Source organism: Thalassobacillus sp. B23F22_16, assembly GCF_043496955.1.
GTDB classification, from domain to species: domain Bacteria; phylum Bacillota; class Bacilli; order Bacillales; family Halobacillaceae; genus Thalassobacillus; species Thalassobacillus devorans_A.
In genome coordinates this window covers 127753-152493 of the sequence record NZ_JBIEKD010000004.1, presented here as the reverse complement: position 1 = coordinate 152493, position 24741 = coordinate 127753, and the positions used below count along the sequence as shown (strand labels likewise).

Annotated in this window: 23 protein-coding genes and 1 pseudogene; 12 read left to right on the top strand and 12 right to left on the bottom strand. The window is 44.8% G+C overall.

The window, feature by feature from the left end:
- Nucleotides 1-88: 88 nt before the first annotated feature.
- A complete protein-coding gene (locus ACGTNI_RS05615; RefSeq protein WP_394460621.1) occupies nt 89-682 on the bottom strand; it encodes a hypothetical protein in 594 nt (197 codons plus the stop codon).
- Nucleotides 683-757: 75 nt separating this feature from the next.
- Nucleotides 758-1996 (bottom strand): GNAT family N-acetyltransferase, encoded by a 1239-nt coding sequence (locus ACGTNI_RS05610; RefSeq protein ID WP_394460619.1) that lies wholly within the window; start codon nt 1994-1996, stop codon nt 758-760.
- Nucleotides 1997-2175: 179 nt separating this feature from the next.
- Between ACGTNI_RS05610 and ACGTNI_RS05605 the strand changes: the two genes are divergently transcribed.
- On the top strand, nt 2176-4110 hold the full coding sequence (locus ACGTNI_RS05605; protein ID WP_394460617.1) for a DNA/RNA helicase domain-containing protein: 1935 nt from the start codon (nt 2176-2178) through the stop codon (nt 4108-4110).
- A 63-nt stretch (nt 4111-4173) separates the two neighbouring features.
- Here the strand turns inward: ACGTNI_RS05605 and ACGTNI_RS05600 are convergent, their stop codons facing one another.
- Complete coding sequence (locus tag ACGTNI_RS05600) at nt 4174-4641, bottom strand: hypothetical protein (protein WP_394460615.1); 468 nt, start codon at nt 4639-4641, stop codon at nt 4174-4176.
- A complete protein-coding gene (locus tag ACGTNI_RS05595) occupies nt 4638-4847 on the bottom strand; it encodes a helix-turn-helix transcriptional regulator (RefSeq protein ID WP_085506754.1) in 210 nt (69 codons plus the stop codon). The genes ACGTNI_RS05600 and ACGTNI_RS05595 overlap by 4 nt, the downstream gene beginning before the upstream one ends.
- Nucleotides 4848-5024: 177 nt before the next feature.
- On the opposite strand from ACGTNI_RS05595, the gene ACGTNI_RS05590 reads away from it, so the two are divergent.
- The 6 genes from ACGTNI_RS05590 (at nt 5025) to ACGTNI_RS05565 (ending at nt 10180) form a co-directional block, all read left to right on the top strand.
- Nucleotides 5025-6197, top strand: a complete 1173-nt coding sequence (locus ACGTNI_RS05590; RefSeq protein ID WP_394460613.1) for a thermonuclease family protein — start codon at nt 5025-5027, stop codon at nt 6195-6197.
- Between the two features lie 95 nt (nt 6198-6292).
- Complete coding sequence (locus tag ACGTNI_RS05585; protein ID WP_394460611.1) at nt 6293-7006, top strand: alpha/beta fold hydrolase; 714 nt, start codon at nt 6293-6295, stop codon at nt 7004-7006.
- A gap of 31 nt (nt 7007-7037) precedes the next feature.
- Nucleotides 7038-7292, top strand: coding sequence for a hypothetical protein (locus ACGTNI_RS05580; protein ID WP_394460609.1), 255 nt, complete (start codon nt 7038-7040; stop codon nt 7290-7292).
- Nucleotides 7293-7593: 301 nt separating this feature from the next.
- Nucleotides 7594-8205 (top strand): NAD(P)H:quinone oxidoreductase type IV, encoded by a 612-nt coding sequence (gene wrbA, locus ACGTNI_RS05575; RefSeq protein WP_394460606.1) that lies wholly within the window; start codon nt 7594-7596, stop codon nt 8203-8205.
- A 146-nt stretch (nt 8206-8351) separates the two neighbouring features.
- On the top strand, nt 8352-9122 hold the full coding sequence (locus ACGTNI_RS05570; RefSeq protein ID WP_394460604.1) for an SDR family NAD(P)-dependent oxidoreductase: 771 nt from the start codon (nt 8352-8354) through the stop codon (nt 9120-9122).
- Between the two features lie 467 nt (nt 9123-9589).
- Complete coding sequence (locus ACGTNI_RS05565; protein WP_394460602.1) at nt 9590-10180, top strand: hypothetical protein; 591 nt, start codon at nt 9590-9592, stop codon at nt 10178-10180.
- Between the two features lie 179 nt (nt 10181-10359).
- Here the strand turns inward: ACGTNI_RS05565 and ACGTNI_RS05560 are convergent, their stop codons facing one another.
- From ACGTNI_RS05560 to ACGTNI_RS05545, 4 genes are all read right to left on the bottom strand, one after another.
- Complete coding sequence (locus ACGTNI_RS05560; protein ID WP_394460600.1) at nt 10360-11349, bottom strand: LacI family DNA-binding transcriptional regulator; 990 nt, start codon at nt 11347-11349, stop codon at nt 10360-10362.
- A gap of 67 nt (nt 11350-11416) precedes the next feature.
- A complete protein-coding gene (locus tag ACGTNI_RS05555) occupies nt 11417-12247 on the bottom strand; it encodes a carbohydrate ABC transporter permease (protein WP_394460598.1) in 831 nt (276 codons plus the stop codon).
- Nucleotides 12248-12265: 18 nt separating this feature from the next.
- Nucleotides 12266-13153 carry a carbohydrate ABC transporter permease gene (locus tag ACGTNI_RS05550; protein WP_394460596.1) on the bottom strand — a complete coding sequence of 296 codons (888 nt, stop codon included), beginning with the start codon at nt 13151-13153 and terminating at the stop codon, nt 12266-12268.
- An 82-nt stretch (nt 13154-13235) separates the two neighbouring features.
- Entirely contained in the window at nt 13236-14465 is a 1230-nt protein-coding gene (locus tag ACGTNI_RS05545) for a sugar ABC transporter substrate-binding protein (protein ID WP_394460594.1), read from the bottom strand.
- Nucleotides 14466-14691: 226 nt separating this feature from the next.
- Here ACGTNI_RS05545 and bglX point away from each other — a divergent pair, with 226 nt between their 5' ends.
- Nucleotides 14692-16854 carry a beta-glucosidase BglX gene (bglX, locus tag ACGTNI_RS05540; protein ID WP_394460592.1) on the top strand — a complete coding sequence of 721 codons (2163 nt, stop codon included), beginning with the start codon at nt 14692-14694 and terminating at the stop codon, nt 16852-16854.
- 222 nt (nt 16855-17076) lie between these two features.
- Nucleotides 17077-17521 (top strand): annotated as a pseudogene (locus ACGTNI_RS05535) (VOC family protein).
- A gap of 57 nt (nt 17522-17578) precedes the next feature.
- On the opposite strand, the gene ACGTNI_RS05530 reads toward ACGTNI_RS05535, so the two are convergent.
- Nucleotides 17579-18205, bottom strand: coding sequence for an NUDIX hydrolase (locus ACGTNI_RS05530; protein ID WP_394460590.1), 627 nt, complete (start codon nt 18203-18205; stop codon nt 17579-17581).
- Between the two features lie 337 nt (nt 18206-18542).
- Here ACGTNI_RS05530 and ACGTNI_RS05525 point away from each other — a divergent pair, with 337 nt between their 5' ends.
- Both ACGTNI_RS05525 and ACGTNI_RS05520 read left to right on the top strand, forming a co-directional pair.
- Nucleotides 18543-19841 (top strand): MFS transporter, encoded by a 1299-nt coding sequence (locus tag ACGTNI_RS05525; protein WP_394460588.1) that lies wholly within the window; start codon nt 18543-18545, stop codon nt 19839-19841.
- 118 nt (nt 19842-19959) lie between these two features.
- The gene (locus ACGTNI_RS05520) at nt 19960-20601 is read left to right on the top strand and encodes an acetylglutamate kinase (protein ID WP_394460586.1); all 642 of its coding nucleotides are present in this window, start codon (nt 19960-19962) and stop codon (nt 20599-20601) included.
- A gap of 29 nt (nt 20602-20630) precedes the next feature.
- Here ACGTNI_RS05520 and ACGTNI_RS05515 read toward each other — a convergent pair whose 3' ends face one another.
- Both ACGTNI_RS05515 and ACGTNI_RS05510 read right to left on the bottom strand, forming a co-directional pair.
- A complete protein-coding gene (locus tag ACGTNI_RS05515) occupies nt 20631-20819 on the bottom strand; it encodes a hypothetical protein (RefSeq protein WP_394460584.1) in 189 nt (62 codons plus the stop codon).
- A gap of 122 nt (nt 20820-20941) precedes the next feature.
- A complete protein-coding gene (locus ACGTNI_RS05510) occupies nt 20942-21562 on the bottom strand; it encodes a DUF3298 and DUF4163 domain-containing protein (RefSeq protein WP_394460582.1) in 621 nt (206 codons plus the stop codon).
- Nucleotides 21563-21758: 196 nt separating this feature from the next.
- Here ACGTNI_RS05510 and ACGTNI_RS05505 point away from each other — a divergent pair, with 196 nt between their 5' ends.
- Nucleotides 21759-22247, top strand: coding sequence for a hypothetical protein (locus ACGTNI_RS05505; RefSeq protein WP_394460580.1), 489 nt, complete (start codon nt 21759-21761; stop codon nt 22245-22247).
- A 47-nt stretch (nt 22248-22294) separates the two neighbouring features.
- On the opposite strand, the gene ACGTNI_RS05500 is transcribed toward ACGTNI_RS05505, so the two are convergent.
- On the bottom strand, nt 22295-24688 hold the full coding sequence (locus ACGTNI_RS05500) for a S8 family serine peptidase (protein ID WP_394460578.1): 2394 nt from the start codon (nt 24686-24688) through the stop codon (nt 22295-22297).
- Nucleotides 24689-24741: the final 53 nt, after the last annotated feature.

Sequence of the window (24741 nt, the reverse complement as noted above, 5' to 3'; positions counted from 1 at the left end):
AAAACCCGCTACACCTAATTAGGCAAGTTCTACTTTTTAATTTTCACCGCTAAATTCCACTAATATCTAAAGTATGACATAAATTACTTTATTTTAATTTCCGCACCAGCCCTTCTACTGTAGGCCGGTCGACGACATGTTCTTTTCTCCCCCACATCGTTAGCGTATAGCCTAATAACAATGTCATCAAAGCCACGATTGAGCCGATAAATGTATAGATGCCTGTAGTATGAGATGGAAAGTAGTGGCTGGCAATGAATGCATAGACTCCCAACACCAGCATATTGACGACAAGATAAAGCGATTTTTCTCCTAGCGAAAGCGGTTTGGTATTCCGGCCAGCCCCGAGGAACATACTCCAAAAAAGAAACGAACTAGCGAACAGGAATAACTCTAAGACAGGAAGGACCCATACTACAGTGCTGGTGAACACGAGCAAGTCATATCCTAGGGTTAACACCAAGAACAGCATGGATATAAACAAGGGATGATTACACCAGCGCCATGTTTTTTGAATATAATGATGAAACCAGTAGTGATTTTTATTGATCCAGTAAATAGCGGCAAGTGGCAGAAGCAGTTGTATGATCAGCTTGTTCATTAAGCTCAAATCCGGAAACCAGACCAACAGAATTCCTGCTATGGAAGCAGCAAGCATCACTCCGAAGAACAGTTTTCGCATCCAATTCCACTCCCATATGTTTTTTTCCCAATCACACGTGCATGTTCCTTTTCTCTTTTGAATATTCCCGTTTATTTATTTTTTACCCGCGGCTTTCGATTGCTTATACACCTTGTTCTTCTCTACAACCGTGCAGCCATTCGCTTCAAAGGTTTTGAGCATCGGAACATTATTCCGACTCGTGGAGCCGATGTAATAACTGGCCCGAAACTGTTGTTTTAATATGCCAAGCGCCTGACGATGCAGCTGTTTGCTTTTACCTTTGCCTCGCCCTTCCGGAACGAGACCGAAATAAAACAACCTTCCTTCATCGGCGGTACCTGGTTCGATGTGGGGCATCACAATCCCAATTGGTTCGTCGTTCTCATAAGCAACCAGGCAGCATTTGCGATAATCTTCGCCAAGTTCTCCTTTGACACTTTGCATGTGCCCGTCCATGTCCAGCGAAGATGGTGCGTTCAAAGAATCGGTCATCGCTTTTTCCCAAATACGCTTGAACGCTTCTTCCGAATTTTCATGGAGGGAAGCTATCTCAAAATAGTCTGCTGGCGTCACTTTCTCGCTCAGCAATTTTTTCACCGTGATATTTTCATCGTGCAGTTGAAACCCATGCTCTGTTAAAAACTCTTCGATGCCTTCACTGAATTTATGGTGGACAAGGAGTGCCCTGTCCTTGGAACGGAAAGCTGGATCGTTCAGCAAGTGCATGACAAGGCCTTTCATCTCATCATCAGTCAATTTACTGGTATCTTCCACGGTCACATATTGCTCCCCTTCGACAAACTTAACTTTATTGTAAATTTCCAGCCTTTCCGTCAGTCTCTGGTAGGCAGAACCCTCCAATACTTCGGTCAGGAAAGCGGCCTTGGCCTTCCGGTACGCTTCCATGTCGGCTCCTTCATACCGTTCTTTCAACGCATTATACTGAGCCGTGTAGGATGGGTTTTCCTTGAAAAATCGCGTCACCTGGTAAAAATGGTCACCCGGAGTACCTTTTACCGTCAATTGGACACCCACCGGCAGCACATCTTCTTCATACTCAAAGGCACAGAAATAAGACGTTTGATCGCTGCCCGTATTCACGGGATATAAATCCAGCAGGGCATTTCTCGCTTTTTCAAAGTCTTTCTGGGCGACGCGCACTTGGAGGTCAACATCTCCTTTTGTCAGCGAACCCCTAACGGCTGTGCTGCCAATATGATAGATTTCCGCTTCCGGCAATTTATCTATAATGATATTTTTATGCTTATTAAAAACTTTCTCCGCCCTCTCGCGAAAGACTTTTTCCGGGGAGAAGTTTACTATTTCATTCATTTAAAAAAACCTCCTGAGTTAGTAAATCCGCTGGCTGAACTCAGTTAATCACATGTCTATCACCACTTTGTTTGGATTTGTTTTTCTACAATCAAGTGGGAAAATAAGGTAAGCTGAATATATAACTCTTTCTATGCAGGAAATTAATTACCTTTATTTTTTATAAGGAGATGATTCACATGATCATATACGAAGCAACAAAAACAGAATTCATCTCGGACGTCACCAATGAACTACTGGTAGAACGCCTCTATAACTCCTATCAGGAAAAAATCGGCCGGACATCAAAAAGTGAGATTCTGTCATGGGAAAATTCCCTGCAGCGTATGTCCAATGTTATGCAGGATAGAGATATTCCGAAGGATTCTTCGGTTGCCATTGAATTTAACATTCCAAACACATCCAAGCGAGTGGATTTTCTCGTCGCAGGAAGTAGCGGATCCAAGGACCATGTCGTCATTGTTGAGTTGAAGCAATGGTCTGAAGTAGAAAAAGTCGAAGGAAAAGACGCGTTAATCGATACATATCTGGGCGGGGGAAAAAGATCGGTCACCCACCCTTCTTATCAAGCTTGGTCTTATGCAGCCTTAATTGAAGGCTTCAACGAAAATGTTCAGGAACAGCACATAACCCTAAACCCGTGTGCCTACCTTCATAATTATCGAAAAGTAATCGATGATCCGCTTACGGACGCTCATTACGAGGAGCACCTGGCAAAAGCTCCGGTTTTTACAAAAGGGGAAATCCAGAAACTACGAAATTTCATTAAAAAATACATACGCAAAGGCGATGAAAATCAATTAATCTATCAGATTGAACATGGAAGAATCCGGCCGTCCAAATCATTGCAGGATTCCCTTAGCAGCATGCTGGAGGGAAATGAAGAATTTCTTATGATTGATGAGCAGAAGGTATTTTACGAGCAAGCTTATCACCTGGCATTAGATGCAGTTAATGAAGGTAAAAAGCAGGTGATGGTCATCGAAGGCGGTCCCGGTACGGGAAAATCCGTCATGGCTGTCCATCTGCTGGTTAACCTGATTAATCAGGATTTGATGACCCTTTATGTTTCCAAAAATTCTGCTCCACGAGAAGTCTACGCCTCTAAACTGAAAGGTACGTTGAAGAAAACAGAAATCGATAACCTATTTAAAGGATCCGGGAGCTTCACCAACTCTGATTTAAACGAATTCGACGTTATCGTCGTTGATGAAGCACACCGGCTAAATGAAAAATCGGGGTTCTACGGAAACCAAGGCGAAAACCAAGTCAAAGAGCTGATTCAAGCATCTAAGTTCACCCTGTTCTTCATTGATGAAAAGCAGCGGGTGACATTGAAAGATATCGGCAGCATGGATTTAATAAAAAAACACGCCGAGGAGTTTGATGCGGAGTTAATAACAGGTAAGCTGATGTCCCAATTCCGGTGTGACGGCTCTGATGCTTATATTGCCTGGCTGGAGGACGTCCTGCAAATTCGCCAAACAGCCAACCCCCATGACTATGGGGTCGACTACGACTTTCAAGTTTTCGATGATCCCCACCGGATGCTCGAGAAAATTGAGGAACTCAATAAAATAAATAATAAATCCCGCATGCTGGCAGGATACTGCTGGGAATGGCCGACAAAGGAACGAAGAAACACTGAATTCAAAGACATCACCATTCCAGAGCATGATTTTGAAATTAGCTGGAACCTGCAGGATAGCATCTGGGCGATTGACCAGAATTCCGTCAGTGAAGCAGGCTGTATCCATACCGCTCAAGGACTGGAATTCGATTATGTCGGAGTCATCATCGGGCCGGATTTATATTATGAAGAGGGATACGTCAAAACCGATTACACTAAACGCGCCCGCTCTGATCAGTCGTTAAAAGGGATTAAGAAAATGGCTAAAGAAGACCCAGTCAAAGCTCAGACTATTGCCGACGAAATTATAAGGAATACTTACCGAACATTAATGACGCGTGGACAGAAGGGTTGTTTTATTTACTGTGTCGATCCAGCGTTGAATGAGTATTTTAAGTCGCGTTTGAAGAAAACCGTGCTTTATAATGACTTGTCGCCTAGTAGTTTTGGGAAGGTTGCTGAGGACAGAGAACAATATAAATAAAACCATAGTATTTAAAATGCCTGCCCTACTGCTAGCTTTAGTAGGGGGAGGCATTTTTTCAATTTAGAAGTTCTTTTTCCACGAAACGGTATAAGTGATGATTTGAGTGATGGGAAGCAAGGCAAATACCAGGATTGGATAGTAAGGCAGCGTGTCTGATACGAATGGATACAGAAGCAGCAATGCACTGATAACGGGGAATGAATACCACATGCTGATGTAGGCGGAGCGGCAGGCCTGTGCGGTGAGCTGCTTTTCCCGTTCATCTGACTCTTCAAATTCATCCGGGAGTAAAAATACCTTTTTCCATGATTGGTACTTCCGCTTTTTTCGGATGGATATAAAAGCCAGCCAGCCACCAATAAGGAAGAATGCCACAAACGGAATAAGCTTGATCTCAAACATATACTCGCGCTCCGGATCTTGTAGAAACTTCGATATATCAATGGATGCCGAATAAAACTCAACTAATGCCCAGCTAAACAAACCCAGTACCGCCAAAGAAATCCATACACTCTTCATGATCTTCATGAATCCTCCCCCTCTATACTGAAAATCTCCTCTACTGGCAACTCGAATGTCCGTGCGATGTTCATCGCAAGCAGCAGCGATGGAACGTAACTTCCTTTTTCCAGGGCGACGATGGTCTGCCTGGTTACATGGACCCTCTCTGCCAGTGCGCCTTGCGTCAGCCCGTCTCTCGCTCTCAATTCTTTGACTCGATTTTTTATTTCCATACTTATACTCCCTCTACTTTCTTCCATTTCTATTGTATGGTTAACTATACATTTTGTAAAGTTAATTTTACATATTAATGCCTTCCTTCTCCTCATTCCCATTGATATCCTCTTGAAAAATCCAGCATTTTCCTTAGAATAGTAGTGTAAGATTTTACTAGGGAGAGGTTTAATACAGTGGATACATTATTTGCGTTACTTGCCTTCGCAACCCTGATTCTCATGATCGTCGGAATATTTTCACCGAAACGTGCGTTATTCTGGTCAAACAAAAAGCCGACCAGGAAGCGCGTGCTTCTCATTTACTCCCTCGCCTTCATCATCAGTATGACGCTGTTCGATATGACATACAGCGAAGAAAATGAGACGACAGAAGAAGCCAACGAAGAACAGGTGGAAGAAACCGAAGAGCCCCAGGAAGACAAGGACACAGACGATAAAGAAGAAAAAGATTCGTCTAAACCTCAAGAGGATTCATCAAACGAATCTGATAGTGAAAAAACAGATGAATCAAAGGATGACGGTTCGGCAACAGAAGATCGTAACGATGATTCCGAAAATCAATCCGAAAAGAAAGATAGCACCAGTCAGGAAGAAAAAAAGAATCCTTCTGACGATAAACAAGAAGATACCTCAAAGCAGGATGAAACTCCGGACACGAATGCTACGGTCACCCGCGTAGTCGATGGCGATACGATTGAAATTAACTACAACGGTGAGACAGAAAGCGTCCGGCTGCTGCTCGTCGATACACCGGAAGTGCACGGCGGTACGCAGAAGTACGGTCCGGAAGCATCTGCTTTTGCCAAAGAAATGCTCAAGCCGGGGACAGAAGTGCAATATGAATCGGACGGACCGAAGCGCGACCATTATGGCCGACTGCTCGGCTATCTTTGGGTGAACGGGGAACTATTCAATGAAAAACTGCTCGAGAATGGTCTCGCCCGATATGCCTATGTGTACGACCCGCCATATAAATATCAGGTTCGCCTGAAACAGGCGGAAGCGCGGGCCCGCAACAAGGGAATCGGCATTTGGAGTATGGACGGCTACGTCACCAGTGACGGGTTCGCCTCAGGAGCGACTTCTTCCGGAGGATCAAATGGCTCATTCAGCGGCTCGGATTCTGGTAATGACTCTGGTAGTTCTGACAGTTCATCTTCCAGTGATTCCGGCAGTGGTTCTGCAGCTTTAAAATACGACCCCAACGGACCGGACCGCGACTGTGGCGACTTCGACACCCAGAAAGAAGCCCAGGCGTTTTATGAAGCAGCCGGAGGACCTGAGTCTGACCCTCACCGGCTCGACGGTAACGATAAAGACGGTGTCGTTTGTGAAAGTTTACCTTAATAAAAAGAGCCTGTCCTTGCTGCGTATGTTGCAGTACGAGGCACAGGCGCGCCTGATGGATGCACGTGATTTAAGCCAATGAAGGAGGAAATATTTTGATTTTACATACGGAACTAGTCGGTGAAGGGGAACCTATTTTGTTCTTGCACACTGGATTACAGACCGGTATGACGGATTTCGAATACCAGACAGATTATTTTAAAGCAAACTATCAAGTGATTCTTCCGGATTTACGTGGACATGGGAAATCAGAATCAGGCGATCTTAACAATTTTTTTGAGGAATCGGCAACAGATATTGCCGAGACACTCGACCATTTGGGAGTGGCGTCTGCTCATATTGTCGGATGTTCGTTAGGCGCATTGGCGGGTTTGTTTTTTGCAAAAAAGTTCCCGGATCAAGTGAGGAGTTTTACCCTCTCAGGAATCATGGCGGAAAAGCCGGACAACTGGCTGGAGCTGCAAAAAGAAGATATCGAACACCAGTCACAATTGTTAAAAAACGAGGAGGCTGTCCGGTACTTTAACAACTTGCACCGATCAAATTGGAAACAGTTCCTTGAAATGGCGAAAGACGAAAACTGGTATCCATTTGATATGACAAAAGATCTGGATGGGATCACCGCTCCCATTCTTTATATGGTTGGCGAAGGGAATAAAGCAGAAACAAAAGGCGCAAACATTTATCCATCCATGAAAGCGAATATTCACGTTGCCATTATTCCGTTCGCATCTCACCTGGTACATACGCATCAGCCGGAGATCTATACGAAAATATTAGAACAATTTTTAAACGAGGTTCATAAATAATTAGAAATCAAATCCCATACTGAGGTGACTTATGGAGATTCTGTTCACAATCATCACGGCAACCGCTCTTATGGTTTCTACCATATTGGTATTACGGAAAAGAAAACAGCTTGGCATCACTGGGATAAAGAGCATGCTGACTCCTATATCTTTCTTTTTGATCGCGATAATCAACGTCTTTGCTTACTGGTTTGTTTTTCTAAGGGTGTGGAGCTGGCTGCTCGCGATCGGACTACTGATGGCAGGAGCTTATTTCACAAAATACATGCCAGTCACTTCAAATTGACCAACAAAAAACTACAGAGTTAATCGAAAAATAACAGCAGTTGACTTTATCTCAAATTCGAGATATAATCATCTTGAATCTGAGATAAAGTGCCACCTTTGACCAGGTGTTTTATTTTTGTTGTATATCTCGAATTCGAAATAAATTCCTTTAAATAATCTGCTTCCATTAGGGCATAAGAAGAAAAGCGTATTTGTTTATATGGAGGTGGTTTTAAAGGTTCAGTTCAAGTACAGGCAGGAAGGTGTTACACATGGGACTACTAGATAAACTATTCGGAAAACAAAAGGAGATGGAAGAAATGTCAAACGTAAAATTAGCTGTGATTTTCTACACTATGAGCGGGACGAACTACCAAATGGCCAAGTGGGCGGAAGAAGGAGCAAAAGAAGCCGGCGCAGAAGTGAAAGTGTTGAAAGCCGAGGAACTGGCACCACAATCCGTTATCGAAGCGAACGAGGCATGGAAAGCAACCGTCGAAAAAACGAAAGACGTACCGGTAGCGACTTCCGCTGACCTCGAATGGGCAGACGCCATTATTTTCAGCATCCCGACACGTTTTGGCAACATGCCATCACAAATGAAACAATTCCTTGATACACAGGGCGGTCTGTGGGCAAGCGGCAAAACAATTAACAAAGTCGTAAGCGGTATGACTTCCGCACAAAACCCGCACGGTGGACAGGAAGCAACCTTGCTTTCTCTTTACACTTCTATGATGCACTGGGGCGCGATTATCGTTCCTCCAGGTTACACCGATGAAGTGCTGTTCGGTGCCGGAGGGAACCCATATGGCACAAGCGTCACCGTGGACCAGGACGGCAATATGGTTGATGACGTAGAAGGCGCCGTCAAACATCAGGCGAAACGTACCGTCACGGTTGCTGTCTGGGTGAAAAAAGGAAATCAATAATTTAAGGTTACAGAGCCGATCCTCACTTGGATCGGCTTTTTACATATTGTTTGGTTCGTTGTCACAATGTTCTCTTTGGGCAGTGAGATTTTGGAATATAATGAATGAGTAAGCTGTAAATTTCATATCTGTCAGGAGGTTTTATGATGAGTTTTCAAGGTAAAGTCGTTGTGATTTCCGGTGCTGCTGGCGGGATTGGTAAGGAAGCTGTTAAGACCTTTTCGGATGATGGAGCAAAAGTAGTGTTAGTTGACCTGAATCAGGAAGATTTAGATCATGTGGTTACAGAGCTGGATCTGAAAGAAGGAGAATACGTAACGGTCCAGGCTGATGTATCCCAGGAAGACCAGGTCAGGAATTATGTCGAGAAAGCTACAGAAGCTTTTGGTACCATTGATGTGCTTTTTAATAACGCAGGGATAGAAGGCAAGGTGCTTCCGATTCCTGAATATCCTTCCGAAGTTTTTGATCAAGTACTGGATGTCAATGTGAAGGGTGTCTTTTACGGGATGAAATACGCCATGTCTATTATGAAAGAAAAGAAATCGGGGACAATCATCAACACAGCGTCAGTTGCCGGACTCGGCGGAACGGCGGGAGTATCTGCGTACATTGCTTCCAAGCACGCGGTCATCGGATTGACAAAAACAGCCGCCTTAGAAGGCGCACCGGATGGAATTCGAGTAAATGCGGTCTGCCCTTCTCCTGTTAATAATCGAATGATGCGTTCATTAGAGAGTGGATTCAGCCCGGAAAACGCAGCAGCAGCTCGGGAAAACTTTGCAGCAGCTATTCCTCTTGGCAGATATGCGGAAAATAGTGACATTGTTAATCTAGTCTATTTCCTGGCCTCAGAGAAAGCCAATTTTATCACAGGTGCTATTTACCCAATCGATGGTGGTATGCGGGCACTATAATTCTTATGGAAGACAAGCCTACCTTTTAAAAGAAAGACCAAACCCAAACTGGTCTTTCTTTTTTCTTTATAATGGCCATTTCCGCTGTGCTCTCCTCTACTATTAGTCTTTAACCCTTTTATAAAGACCGTTAAAGATGAACGCCTCTAAGTGGACAGTCTTTATATACGTGATAATGACCGTTAAGTCAGAGACATCCCCTTCGCGTGGTCTTTATACCTACTCTAAAGACCGTCAACTCTCGTTTGTAATCCCACAACGGTCTTTATCTATGCTTTAATGACCGTTAAACCAGTACCGCTCCCTCCTTATGGTTCTAATGAGATATTCTTCGCTGATAGATTCCTTGCCTTCAAAAGCAGGAAAACCAGCGCCCTTTATGGAAATTATTAGGATGTTACCGAATAGAACTTAAATACCGCCATAGATATACAACATAAGATGCATGGAAGTGGGGTCTTTATTCAGTGAAAAAATACTTGAACTTTAATACGTTATATATTGTTATGGGAATCATCGCCGTTAGCTCTTTTCTGATACCACAAGCCATTGACATATACCACCTCCAGGCTCAAGGAATCAATCACATTGCCGAGGATGCCGAGCGTTATATGAATAATGCCCATACTATGGAAGGTGACTATACGGTAACGATTGATTTAATTGATCCGGAGAGCAATGAAGGAAAATCTCTTTTTGAGGATGGGGAAGGAAATAAAATATATGTTTCGAAAATTGTTGAAAATGAATCAGGTTATGAGGTGATCTTCCGGTCCAGCGGAACTTATAGCCGTGGGGGTGCGACTTTAGTTTCGGGCATCGAACACTACCGTAACATCAACGGCTACACCCATGAGCTAAAAGCAGAAGCCCATGCCACGTATAACGACGATACGTTTAAATTAACACCTTCTTCCTCTTCAGCATTACACTCCCTTAGCGGTGATGAGTTCGGCTTTTATTTATTTCCACCAGCTATAGATGTTGATTTAGAAAAAGAATCAACCATTGAAGTGACCCTTACAAATCTGCAGTTGAATTTATGGGCAAAGTTTTAATCAGAAACTTTCTCGGCTACTACCGTTTCGCTATACATCGTCTGTTATCGCTTAAATAACTTTTAACGCTCCATTTCGAGCGCCCTGCACCTAAATTACAGAGCGGAAACATCAAACCAATATAAAAAAGCCTGGGTCCTCCGCTGCTACATACAGCGCCATAGGAACCAGGCGTTTTTTTATCTTCCTCTAACAGAATCACGTTCAACAAACTCCGTTGCAAGTTTATACGTCTGATCGACTGATTCACCGGCAAGCATTTGGAAAATCAGATGGACGGCGAGAGATCCGGCTTCGTATTTCGGCTGCCTTACCGTCGTGAGTGGCGGATTCACATATTCCGCCAGTTGAATATCATCAAACCCGATAACCGAAATATCTTCCGGCACGCGTATCCCTTTTTCGGAGAATGCCTGCAGCCCGCCGATCGCCATTTCATCGTTGGCATAGAAAATGGCATCCGGCATATTTTTTTGGGCAATCAATGTGCGGGTTGCCCGGTAGCCGCCTTCCCTTGTGAAATCACCGTTGATTTTCCAGCGGGAATGGTATGGGACTTCGGAAGCGGCTAACGCAGCTTGATAGCCTTTGAACCGCTCCTTGTTGTCATGGGAATCTAATGGTCCGCTGACATAAGCAATCGAGCGATGACCTTTATAGAGCAAGTGTTTCGTCGCATCATAACCGCCCTGCTCGTTATCGACTTCCACGTGGATTACATGAGGATTATCTACTTCCCGATCAAGCACAACAATCGGAAAATCTTTCCTCGCCGAAGCTGCAATCACTTCACTACTGATATTCGTCGCGAGAACGATCGCTCCATCGACCCGTTTTTCACGCAAAAATTTCGTAGCGGTCGATTTGTCACCACCGACGGAACTGCAGGCGATCAGGTCGTATCCGTTCGACGTGGTGACGTCCTGGACTCCTTTGATTAGTTCCGAGTAATACGGCCCGGATAGGTCACTCAATATCAAAGCAATCGTATTCGTCTTCGTCCGTTTCAGGTCAGAAGCGATGCCGTTCTTTTGATAATTCAGCTCCTGTGCAGCTTTCAGCACTTTATCGACGGTCGCCTGACTGACTTTATTTATTCCATTAAGGGCGTAGGATGCTGTCGACACAGCAACTCCCGCCCGTTTTGCAACATCTTTGATCGTTGCCATCTTACGCCCCCCCATTCACGCAGCACTGTCTAGCTCAATTGTAAGCGATTCAGTCGCTGCCATACACTCATTTGATTCCAGACATTGTAAAACCTTCGACAATGTATTTCTGGAAAAAAGCAAAAATTATGATGATCGGCACAACCATGAACGCTGCCCCGGCCATTTGCAGTGCGAAGTTATTCGCATATTGTCCCTGCAGCAAGGACAGGCCGACCGATAATGTATACAAGCTTTCATCATTTGCGATAATCAATGGCCATAGGAAGCTGTTCCATCCGGCGATAAACGTCAGGATCCCCTGTACAGCAAAAATCGGTTTCGCGATCGGGATGATCAGCCGGAAGAAGATGTAGAATTCACCCGCGCCATCGAGTCTGGCCGCTTCAATCAGGTCATCCGGAATCGTCATCATGAACTGGCGGAACAGGAAGATGCTGAACGCCACTGCAAGCCCTGGCAAAATGATTCCAGTCATCGTGTTCGTCAGTCCCATGGAGTTTAAAATCAAGTACACCGGAATCATTGTAACCTGGCCAGGAATCATCATCGTGGCCAACACCAAATAGAAGATTCTTTCCCGGCCCTTGAATTCATATTTAGCAAATCCATACCCTGCCATAGCATTGAATAACAGGCCAAGGAATGAGAAAAGAACGATGATAATCGTATTACGTAAATACACCGTAAAGTTCATGCTTGTAAATAGATTGATATAATTTTCTATCGTCGGGTTATCCGGAATGATGGTCGGCGGAATCGCCAGCACTTCATTTTCCGGCTTGAATGAACTGGAAATCATCCATAAAAACGGAAGGGAAACCAGCACGCCCCCGATAATCAGGAGCAAGATGACAAGCGATTTTTCCGCCTTGCTCCGCTTCGTAGCTGTAGCCATATCCTCCACTCCTCTCTATTATAAGTCCGTGTCTTTTTTCTGCAGCTTGAACTGGAAGACCGTAACGATAATAATCATCGCAAACAGGATGAACGAACCTGCAGCCGCATAACCAAACTCACTATAACGGAAGCCTTCCTGGTAAATAAAGAGCGCAATCGATATCGTTCCGTCCAAAGGTCCGCCATCGGTCATGACGAATGGTTCTTCGAAGAACTGCATCCAGCCGATCAGCGTCGTCACGGTTACAAAGAACGTTGCATAACGCAGCAATGGCAGCGTGATATGAAACAATACCTGCAGCCTGCTGGCCCCATCCATCTCAGCTGCTTCATAGTAAGACTTCGGAATCCCTTGAAGTGCTGCGAGGAAAATGATCATATTGATCCCAATTCCTTTCCAGACAGCGAGGATGATCAAGGATATTTTCGCAATTGTCGGTTCCTCGAGCCAAGGAATGTTATCCACGGTAAGCAGAGAAAGTAAGTAGTTGAACAGCCCATATTCCGTGTTATATAAGTACCCCCAGATGACGGCTACCGCAATGATATTGGTAATTGACGGCATATAATAGACCGCACGGAATGTATTGAAAATCCAGCTGGTGCCATAATTCAATAACAAGGCAATCGATAACGATGCAATAATGACAAGGGGTACGCCGATAATGACATAGAAAAAGGTGTTGAAGACCGATTTAATGAATGTCGCATCGGAAAAAAGGTCTTTATAATTTTCCAGTCCAATAAAGGAGATCGCCGACCAGTTGGCCAGCCCTTTCAAATTCATATCTGTAAAACTGATGACCAGCGCGACAATGATCGGGATAACGCTGAACAACGTCAGCAAAATGACGGCCGGAGCAATAAACATGTATGGATGCCGGTTATTCAGTAATTGTTTCAATGGAACCACCTACCTATCCTTGATAAACAGAAAAGGGAATGAAAGCTAGTTCCATCCCCTTCTCCCTTCAACATCAAAGCTATTATTTTTCCAGAAGGCTTTTTGCCTCTTCATTGAATGATTCTAACTCTTTGTCCAAATCAGCACCGCCCTGGGTGATTCGTTCAATCGAGCCAAGGAGTTCTTGTGCGATCCGTTCAAACTGTTCGGTCTGCAAACCTGGTTTCGCATCTTCCATTTGCTTACCGAATGTTGCGAACATCTCGTCATCTTTAAGCATTGGATCTTCCCATGCTTCGGTACGGGAAGGCAGCGTGTTGGAAGTTTCTGCCCAATCCAATTGGGTTTCAGTTTCTGTCATGTAAGAAATGAATTCCATGCCACCTTCAGGGTTGTCGGCACTTTCAAAAACAGACAGCACCGATCCGCCCATGCTGGATGTATTGGATTCTTTTTTCGGCATGACGGCAGTTGCCCAATCCCCTTCGATATCGGGAGCCTGGTCGTTGATGATGTTGACCATCCAAGGACCACTGAAGAACATCGGCTTTGAACCATCCGCAAATGCCTGCGTAATATCTTTTCCTTGCTGAGTCTGACTGATGCCTTCTTCAAAATAACTGGTGTAATATTCGATGGCTTCTTTGAATTCTGGTGTATCAAAGTTCAGTTCATTGTTTTCCAGGTTCGCCTCATACCCATTTTGCCAAGCGAAAATGAATGGAGTGATCTGGTCATTACGGTCAATATCAAGTCCATACATATCATCACCGCGGTCAGCAAGCTGGCTTGCCGCATCCTTCAACTCATCCCAAGTCTTCGGTGCTTCATCATACCCAACTTCTTCTAAAAGATCAGTACGGTAGAACAATACGCGTGTATCGACATACCAAGGAATACCGACGACCTGATCATCATATTCCATGGAAGCCACCGCACCATCAAAGAAATTCTCTTTGGCAAATGAATCATAGTCCTCTGTGTACTCTGAGAGATCCTTCAATGCACCGGCTTCTGCGAACTCAGGGACCCATGTGGTTCCCAGCTGCACCACGTCCGGCCCGTTTCCAGAAGCTACGGCCGTCAGCAGTTTATCATGTGCCTGATCCCACGGAATCGCCTGCACATCAACCTTGTAATCCGAATTCTCTTCAAATCCTTTGCTGAAATCTTTCAATAGCTTACCTTCTTCTCCCATCGCCCATACAGTCACTTCGTTTTTATCTCCGTTGGATTCGGAATCCCCACCGGAACAGCCGACCAGAACAGCGGACAGAACCACGATAAGCAGCATCATTAATTTACCCTTCACTACCAAGCACCCCTTTATTTAGTGAAATTTGTTGAAACGTTTCGATAACTGCATTATAATTTAATTTGAATCCGCTTTCAAGTGGTTTTCTAACTTTTTCGAAAAGTTATTTAAAAACTGCCTAAATATGGTTTTATCCGTATTGACTTTAAAAACAGCCGCGTTTATACTGCAACTATTATCAAAATCGAAACGTTTCAATTAATTATTTATAGGAGGATGTCATATGTCCGAAAATAAGATGGAACAACTGCTTGAACAAATGACGATAGAAGAAAAGGTCGGCCAGCTGGTTCAATTGGCTACCCCATTTTTCCGGGGAGCTACCGATCGTGGGGAGATCACAGGCCCAATGGTAAACATGAACATCGATGAAGAAGATATCAAAAATACCGGATCGGTGCTGGGCGCTTCAGGAGCTAAAGAAACAAACAATATCCAGAAAGTACATATGGAAGAAAGCCGGTTAGGCATTCCATTGTTATTTATGTCGGATATCATTCATGGCTTCCGTACCATCTTTCCTGTACCACTGGCGATCGGGTGCTCGTTTGATACCGAACTGGCAGAAAAAAGTGCCGCGATTGCAGCAAAAGAGGCGGCAGTATCCGGCGTTCATGTCACATTCGCTCCGATGGTCGATCTCAGCCGGGACCCACGCTGGGGACGGGTGATGGAGTCCACTGGTGAAGATAAGTATTTGAACAGTGAATTTGCCCGTGCCTTTGTCCGTGGCTTCCAGGGGGATCTCGATAATGAAAAATATAAAGTAGCTTCCTGTGTGAAGCACTTTGCCGCTTACGGTGCTCCAGAAGGCGGCCGGGACTACAATACCGTTGATATGTCAGAGTGGATGCTGCGCGAAAACTACTTGCCGGCCTATAAAGCAGCACTCGACGAAGGCTGTGAAATGGTGATGACGGCCTTCAACATTTTAAACGGCATCCCATCCACAGGAAATGAACCATTGATGCGGGACCTCCTGCGGGACGAATGGGGGTTTGACGGTGTCATGATTTCCGATTGGGGTGCAGTGAAAGAATTGATTCCTCATGGTGTCGCAGAAAATCAAAAACAGGCTGCCGAACAAGCATTGAAAGCTGGCGTCGACATCGAAATGATGACCTCCTGCTACGTCAATCATGTAGAAGAATTGATAAAAGAAGGAACATTAGAGGAAAATCTTCTCGATGAAGCGGTGCTTAGGATTTTGAAATTGAAAGAGAAGCTTGGCCTGTTCGAGAACCCGTACCGTTTTGCCAATGAAGCGGAAGAGGAGGAATTCATTCTTTCTGAAGACCACCGCCAGGCTTCCCGGGAACTGGCTTCCAAATCCATCGTTTTGTTAAAAAATGATGACCTGCTTCCATTATCCGCAGATAAAAAAATGGCACTCGTCGGTCCGTTTGCTGACAGCACCGATATTTTGGGGCCTTGGTCCTGGGGCGGTCGCGCAAAAGATACGACCACCGTAGATTCTGCATTAAAAGCACATGTTTCTGATGACAACCTGCTTGTTGCAAATGGTACCGGAATCGAAGAAGGCACAGAAAAACAACTGGAAGAAGCTTTGCAGGCAGCGGAACAAGCCGAAGTCGTCGTTCTGGCACTTGGCGAAGATTCTGATATGAGCGGGGAAGCCGGCTGCCGTGCCGACATCCGCCTGCCGGAAGTACAGCTCGATCTATTGAAAGAAGTACGGTCACTTGGCAAACCGGTTGTCGCTGTCTTGTTCAATGGCAGACCACTCGATTTACGAGAAGTCACCGAGAATGCGGATGCGGTGGTAGAAGCATGGTACCCAGGTACCGAAGGCGGACATGCTGTTGCTGACATCCTGCTTGGAAACGTCAACCCTTCCGCTAAGCTGGCCATGTCGATGCCTTATTCCGTTGGTCAGGTTCCTGTTTACTACAACAGCTATAACACCGGACGTCCGCAAAATGCGCCAGACGCACAGGAACGTTATGTTTCTCAATACCTGGACATCCCGAATGAGCCACTGTTCCCATTTGGCTACGGACTTAGCTACAGCCAGTTCGAATACTCAGATTTACAGTTATCCAGTGACACCCTGACAGGTGCTGATAGCTTGTCCGTTTCTGTCACCGTGACCAATACGAGCGACCTGACCGGTGAAGAAGTCGTGCAACTGTATATCCGCGATCACGTAGGACAAGTCGTGCGCCCGTTGAAAGAACTGAAAGCCTTTGAACGGATTTCGCTGGAAGCAGGCAAATCGCAAACGGTAACTTTCGCGATTACGGAAGAACAACTGCGCTACTATCACGCCAACATGGAACATAAAAGTGATGCTGGAGAATTTACTGTTTTTGTCGGACCCAACAGTGAAGATGTCCTGGCCAAAAGCTTCCGTTTAGAGAAATAAATAGGATTACTAGACCAAATCGCAAATTGATTTGGTCTATTTTTTTACACTTTAAGAAAGTTTAATTTTGTTAAAGGATTAAAGTATAAGAAACACTTAGGCTTTCGCCATAAGGACTTGGCGATAAGCCAAGTTTTTCTAATATCAAAGGAGAATTGTAATTTTATGACGAACTTAATAAGAACACGCAAAGGTCAAATTTTTTAAAAGGAGAAAAAAGTGATGAACCGATTAAATCTTATTACGCTGGGTACTAAGAACATCGTCAAAGCACATCAGTTTTTTTAAGGAGCTTGGGTTTGATACTTCCATTAGAGGGACAGAGACAAACCCTGTCATTATTTTCTTTCGGAATGAGGGAACAAGGATAGCCTTATACCCTTTAGAAGAGCTTGCGAAAGATATCAACGAAGACAATCCTCCCTCTCTATCGGATGGATTCCCCGGCATCACACTGGCTTACAATGCCAAGTCAATGGAAGAGGTCGATCACGTATTGAAGAAAGCAGAAGCAGCTGGTGCTACTATTCAAAAGGAGGCTAAAAAGACGGATTGGGGAGGTTATGGCGGCTATTTCACCGACCTTGACGGTTATTATTGGGAAGTTGCCTATGGAGAAGATTGGGAATTTGACGCAGGCAATATGTTAATTATTGAAGATCAATAAGATCAACCCTGTGCCTGCAAAAACGCCTGGTTACCATTCCAGGCGTTTTTTATTATACTATCCAGTTTCCTCCCGCAGAATATCGATGAAATGATAAAGCACCCGAGCGGTAAGGCCCCAGATCACTTTTTCTCCATAGATATAAAAATACTCCTCCATCTGTCGCGGCCGCCAGTTATAATTCCTGCCATTTGGAATAAGCTCATATGGAAAGTCGTCTGCCGGCTTCACTTCTAAGGTTACATAGTGCACTTCCGGTTCATGGTTGAGGAAAAAAGAAAGCGGCACGGTGAACACTTCCCCGACTTCATCCGGGTTCGGGACAATCGCGTTTAATGGGCGATTAATAAAGCCAACATACGTATTGACACGCATGTCCATGGAACCAATCAGTTGGCCTAACGGAAATACCTGCTCGATATCCTGATCGTCCACTCCCAGCTCTTCCATCGACTCACGGACAGCTGTGTCCTTATCATGCTTGTCTTCCGCATCTTTTTTTCCTCCTGGAAAACAAACCTCGCCCGGCTGCCTGATGTTATGAGAACGCACCTCGAAAAGCAGATGCAGCTCGCCGTCTTTTTCTATCAATGGGAGCAATATGGAAAATGGCTTCAACCGTTGCTTGCCTAGAATGCTTGGCGTATGATTTTTCATTTTAGTCATGATGGCATCGAGATTCATTGCTTCACCCCATCTAACTTTTACTTATACCTACTATATCAGATTTAATTATATACGTAGCAGATTATGCCCTTTCTTATACAGTGCACGTTACTCCTACTTTTAAAACCTTTTGCTAGTTTAATAGGATACAGAAGGACCAGGTTTTTCTTATATTTTAAGAATATTCACCTTTGTTAGAGGTTTAAAGTATAAGAAAACACTTAGGCTTTCGCCATAAGTCCGACGACAAGCCAAGTTTTTCTTATGGTAAAATGAGGCGATTAGCGTTACAATGAAGGAGTGTTTATACCGTTAAGGGTATTTGGATTTGAGTTTGTAGAAAGGAAGAATAGCGATGTCTGAAAAAGCTATGAAAATAGATGAAACAAACAGCCAGCCTGCCTGGCTGCAAAGTTATATAGATTCAACGGAAAAACAACAAAACCTGTATCGTCGTACACTAATCATCGTCATCATTGCACAAATTTTTGGCGGGGCCGGACTGGCCGCTGGTATTACCGTCGGAGCACTGCTAGCAGAAGATATGCTTGGTACCAACAGCTTCGCAGGACTGCCAGTGGCGCTGTTTACCCTTGGTTCTGCCGGAGCGGCGATGATTGTCGGGCGGCTGTCGCAAAGGTTTGGAAGGCGTCCGGGCCTCACTATCGGGTTTGTAGCCGGTGGTCTCGGAGCGATCGGGGTTATTTTTGCTGCTATCTTCAATAGTGTCATTTTATTATTCCTTTCCCTATTAATCTATGGAGCCGGGACAGCTACCAACCTGCAGGCTCGCTACGCCGGAACCGATATGGCGAATACGAAGCAGCGGGCTACCGCTGTCAGTATGGCGATGGTTTCGACCACGTTTGGTGCGGTCGCAGGACCGAACTTAGTTGGTGTCATGGGGAACTTCGCTACATCCATCAGCGTTCCTGCGTTAGCCGGGCCATTCATTCTGGCAGCCGCTGCCTACATCCTTGCCGGGTTGGCGATTTTCATCCTGATGCGTCCAGATCCATTTTTAGTTTCCAAAGCACTGGCTGCTGTCCAGGCTGTCGATGACAATGCTGCCTCAGGGGTGACCCTGCCCGCATCCTGGAATAAACGCGGCGTCATCATCGGTGCAACGGTCATGATTCTGAGTCAAATCGTCATGGTAGCCATCATGACGATGACACCGGTACACATGGGGGCACACGGCCACGGACTGAACGCCGTCGGTCTCATCATAGGTATCCATATCGGAGCCATGTACCTGCCATCGCCAATCACTGGTATTCTTGTTGATAAGGTCGGACGATTCACCATGGCGATCGCCTCAGGTGTAACGTTGCTTGCTTCCGGAATTCTTGCCGCTGCCTCACCAGGCGAATCGATGGTCGGCTTGACGATTGCGCTGGCCCTGCTCGGCATCGGGTGGAACTTCGGACTGATCAGTGGTACGGCAATCATCGTTGACGCGACTACCCCTGATAATCGTGCCAAAACACAGGGAAGCGTCGATGTCTTCATCGCGCTGGCCGGTGCGTCAGGCGGTGCAGTGTCCGGTGTGATCGTAGCACTATCGAACTTCCCTACACTTTCAGTTATCGGAGGAGCTGTCTCGATCTTACTTGTACCATTTATAATTTTATATCGTAGAAAATCCAAATGAGGTAGATAACGTTTTGTTATCTACCCCTCTTTTTTTCATTACATGAGTGTAACCGACCAGGCGTCATCGAATATCATAGCTGTAGATTGCTTAAAAGTGTGAAGAAAAGAGGGGTTACATGAATCGTTACTACTGGCAAAATTCTGCCCATCCCTGGCCAGTCCCATATTACTTCTATCCTAATCCGGCTTTTTCAGCCGTACGTCCTGCCAAGTGTATCAGTCCAGCAGAGGTTAAGCTCAAGAGTGACATGCGGAGCCTGTGGGAAGAACACGTTGCCTGGACGCGCATGACCATTATCAGCTTAACGTTTAAGCTGCCAGATGTGGATGAAGTGATCACGAGATTGCTGCAAAATGCAACCGATATGGGGAATGCACTCAGACCGCTGTATGGAGACCAGGTCGGCGACAAGTTTGGAGAGTTGATAAAAGAGCACTTGCTTATTGCCGCTGATCTCGTCAAAGCAGCTCTTGCAGGCGATCAACAGGCAGCCGCAGAGGCGGAAAGAAAGTGGTATGCCAACGCAGACGAAATTGCTGTTTTCTTAAGTACGATTAACCCTTTCCTAACGGAAGAAGCCGTACGCGAGATGTTCTATAAACATCTGGAGCTTACAAAAATGGAAGCAGTCTTTATGATTCAGATGGATTATAAGAAAGACATTGCCATCTACGATGAAATTGAGGAACAGGCGTTAGAAATGTCCGATGCCATTACAGATGCCATCGTAAAGCAATTTCCAAGTGTATTTGGGTAAAGGCAGCTTCTTTTCTTAGAAGCTGTTTTTTATTTGCTTTTTAGGTCTTTGACTTCCTTTTCCAACCGCTCGACTCTAGCCTGTAATCCAGGGTCAGCCTCTACACGTTGGACCTTTCTCCGCTTTCTGACGGTAATGACTATGGCTAACACCACCGTTATGATACTGACGAAAAATAAAAACAGTATAATTAAAGGCATCAGTTCTTGAAGTGTCATTCGACCCCTCCCTTTTTGTAAAATGTTCCCATGTTATTGAATACGACCACCATACTTAAAAGTTTCATAGAAAAAGCAGTTCCATTTAAGGATACTTCCTTAAACAGAACTGCTTGCCATAATCAATTATTCTGGGCCAGACGCCCGAGTGGCCCTTCTTTATCGATGATATCCTGGATGGCATACACAGAAATCGGGAACATCGGGAAACCGAAAGCGTACGAAGTAATTTCATAGAGTTGGAAGTAGATCACAAGCGCCTTATCTGCAATGTAGAAAGCCTGGTCAGGACTAATCTTTACAGGACTATCGAATGTCTGGATATCCCTTTGCCTTATTTGCTCATTGATCAAGGAAGAAAGCCTCGCAACATAATCACTCCCCGGCTTAAACAAATCCTTCAGCTGACACTGCTTCCCTTTCTGGAGATCGAATGTCAACGACTTAATATACGTCATGCCGTGGGCTGCCTGATAGTGGTACGTATAATTGGAGAGGGACAGACTGAGCACATTCCGCTGATTGTTTTTGATTTCATACAGTCCAAGCATCTCTACCACTGTCGATGGCATATTCCCCACCTGTTCCTGGATCAGCTGCTGGGTCTGACGGACAATCGCCATATTGATCATCCGCTCAAGCGAAGTCTTTTGCATCCTTACTACTCGGGGATAATAAACGATTTTATTCGGTCCGCCACTGATTTGCTCTGTTCTTATTGTTACCGGAAACGCATTGACCATGATCATCACCCTCTGTCATGTAATACACACATGCTCATACCTATTAAAAATAGAGCGGAATTATTACGAACGGGTGAACCATGCTCGGGAGTTACGCAGCTATTTATCACCAACCAGGCAGCCTGACATAGCTTAATAGCATATACATGTGGCTTCTGCCCAGGGTGAGGTTGAGGCGCGTTATGGAGGGATCAGGATGGTTCAATTTAATGCTTTTCGGGGAACTGTGACGATGATTCAAGACTTTATCACCGGGGTGAATGAAGAAGAAGGATGTTATAAAATAATTTCCGTTGAAAATGAAACCGGCGCAATGGTAAATTTCGTAGTAGCTCCGACTACTTATTTTATAGATCAGGCAATTGTGACCGTGGGCGACAGGGTGACCGGCTATTATGATCGGAATGCTCCCGTACCTTTCATTTACCCGCCCCAATACCGGGCGCTTGTTATGGTAAAAGAGAGCCCTTATCAAAACGTAAAGGTGGATTATTTCGACGATCAGCTGGTGAGCAGTGATGGTTTTTTGAGATTGAACCTTGCTCCTAACACGCCGATCTTATTGGCAAACGGGCAGCCTTTTTCTGCGAGTCCTGCAAGCAGGAATTTGATTGTAATCTATGGAGCTGCGACAAAAAGTATCCCTGCTCAGACTACGCCTTATAGAGTGATTGTTTGGTGTTGAAGATAAAAAGGATTCCAGCTGCATAAGCTGAAATCCTTTTTAAAAATTTATTCTTTGGTTACTAGATATGCTTTATGTTCCGTAACTCCGGCTTGTTCCACATATATCCCCAATGCCCAGTCTCCGTTTGGAAGATTAATTCCGTTTTGAACTGTACCATCCCATAGGAATTCATGGTATGGGACTGGGGCATTTGTAAATGATCCGATATTATCTACCAAACCAGCAATTCCACCATTTTCATTTAAAGCATAAATCTCATATTTTAAGACCTCAGCACCTCCCGGAAGATAAGATCCAACATAGTAGGAACCATCATCTACTTTATCCATGAACGCTCCGGTTACACGTGGATAATCAGGCTCTCCTACAAATAAAATGGTTGGAACTTTAATGGTTTTTGTACCTTCACTCACCGAAACCGTACCTTCATAATAACCAGGCTCTAATTTAGAAGCATCAACTTGGACATTGAAGTTCACCTTTTGAGATTTTCCTGCATTAACTTTCAAGTTTTTACTTGTCATCACTTTAATACCAGCTGGATCTCCGGCAAACTCAACATTGAAACTATAACTCTTCTTTTTATCAGAGAGATTCCTGATTTCAAAACTTTGCTTTTCTACTTGCTTTCCTTTATTTTTAATAAACTTACCAAACGAGTGACTGCCAGTACCGACAAGCGTTTCTGTATTTAACGCATCAACGATACGGATACTGCCCGCTCCTTGCGTATTATGCGCATAAGCTTCATCAGTAGCCGGATTAATGACATCGACTGCTGTGTTCATTAGAGCAGCTTTTACATCATTCGTTTTCCAACCTGAATTTTTCTCTAAAAGCAGTGCCGCTCCACCTGCTACGTGAGGAGATGACATGCTCGTCCCTTGCAGAGCTGCATAACCATTACCAGGGAAAGTACTGACGATATTTACACCAGGCGCAGACACGTCCGGCTTGATCATCCACGTATGTGTTACCGGCCCGCGGGATGAGAAGTCTGCCATTGTTTCCCCTACTTCTTGAGCAAATTCTATATCAAATGAAATGGTGTTATTTCCTGCTTCCAATTCGGCAAGCAGTTTTTGACCATCTGTAAATTCTGTTTTTATCGTCGGGATTGCCATTCCCGGAACATCAGCGTGTTCACCTTCTACATTATTGAAAATGACCGCCCCTACCGCTCCTGCATCTTTAGCATTTTCAGCCTTATCTACAAATGCAAAATCACCACGACTGATCAATGCAATTTTTCCTGTAAAGTCTTTTCCTTCAAAATCTTCCGGGTAACCTAAGCCGGCATATGCAAACTCATATTCACCTTCATTCAATTCAAGTAACTCTTCATCTGACGGAAAGCCCATCACCTTTGCGGTAGGATACTCGACATCTTCAGAAGTGGATAGATCTACTGTATATTCATTGTAAGGAAGACGTGTCGCTCCTACAGAAATAGCATCACGAGAAGTCCCCGGGGACCCTACTGTCCAGTTATTAGGACCAGCGTTCCCGTTTGAAGTTACAGCCACTACACCTTCCGCCATCGCCCAATCTAAAGCGATTGATGTCGCCCAGTCCGGGTTGTTCAAAGAGTTTCCTAACGATAGGTTCATAACATCAGCGCCATCTTGGACGGCAAGCTCAACACCTGCAACTACATCTTCTGTTGTACCTCCATTCGGACCCAGTACACGGTACCCCAGTAAGCTGGCTTCTGGAGCCACACCTTTAATCGCTCCATTCGCAGCCACTGTACCAGAGACATGCGTCCCGTGGTATTGGCCGGCACCTTCTTGTGGATCATTATCATCGTCTACAAAATCGTAGCCTTTATAATCTCCGAACGCATGAGCTAAGTCCGGGTGTGTATAGTCAACCCCAGTATCGATAACTGCTACCGTAACTCCTTCACCGGTAAACCCTAAATCCCAGGCGTCATTGGCACCGATGAACGGCGCACTGTCCATCATTTCCGGACTGAATTCTTCCTCGGAAATCTCTTCTTTCGAAATGACTTCCGCTGTATAGTGAACATTCGGATAGATCGCTTTTACACCATCGACCGATGCTAGTTTCATAATTTCATTAGCCGGCAGTTTTACAGAAAATCCAGAGAACACGTAGTCGTATTCCCGATTGACATCCGCATCTTTCACTGCCTTTTTCAGTTCATTAATGACTTTTCCTCGTTCGGTCTTCAAGTTCGCTTTAGTCTGTTTTTTCCCTTTGTGCTTTGCTTCTACAATCGACTCCGCTTCCAGTTCGACGATGACCGATGTCGGTCGTTCCGATCCTAATTCAAGGTCTCCGAATATTTCCGCGGTATCCAATTCCGTAAGTTGGGTTCTGCTTTCATTTGCCCCGGCATTAAAGTTGAATGCCGAAAAGATTAATACAAATGCTAGCAGGCTGAATAACACTCTAGATAAATTTCTCTTCATGTGTGTCTTACTCCCTCTCTCAAAGTTTAATGTGGATGATTTGTTTTACTTGC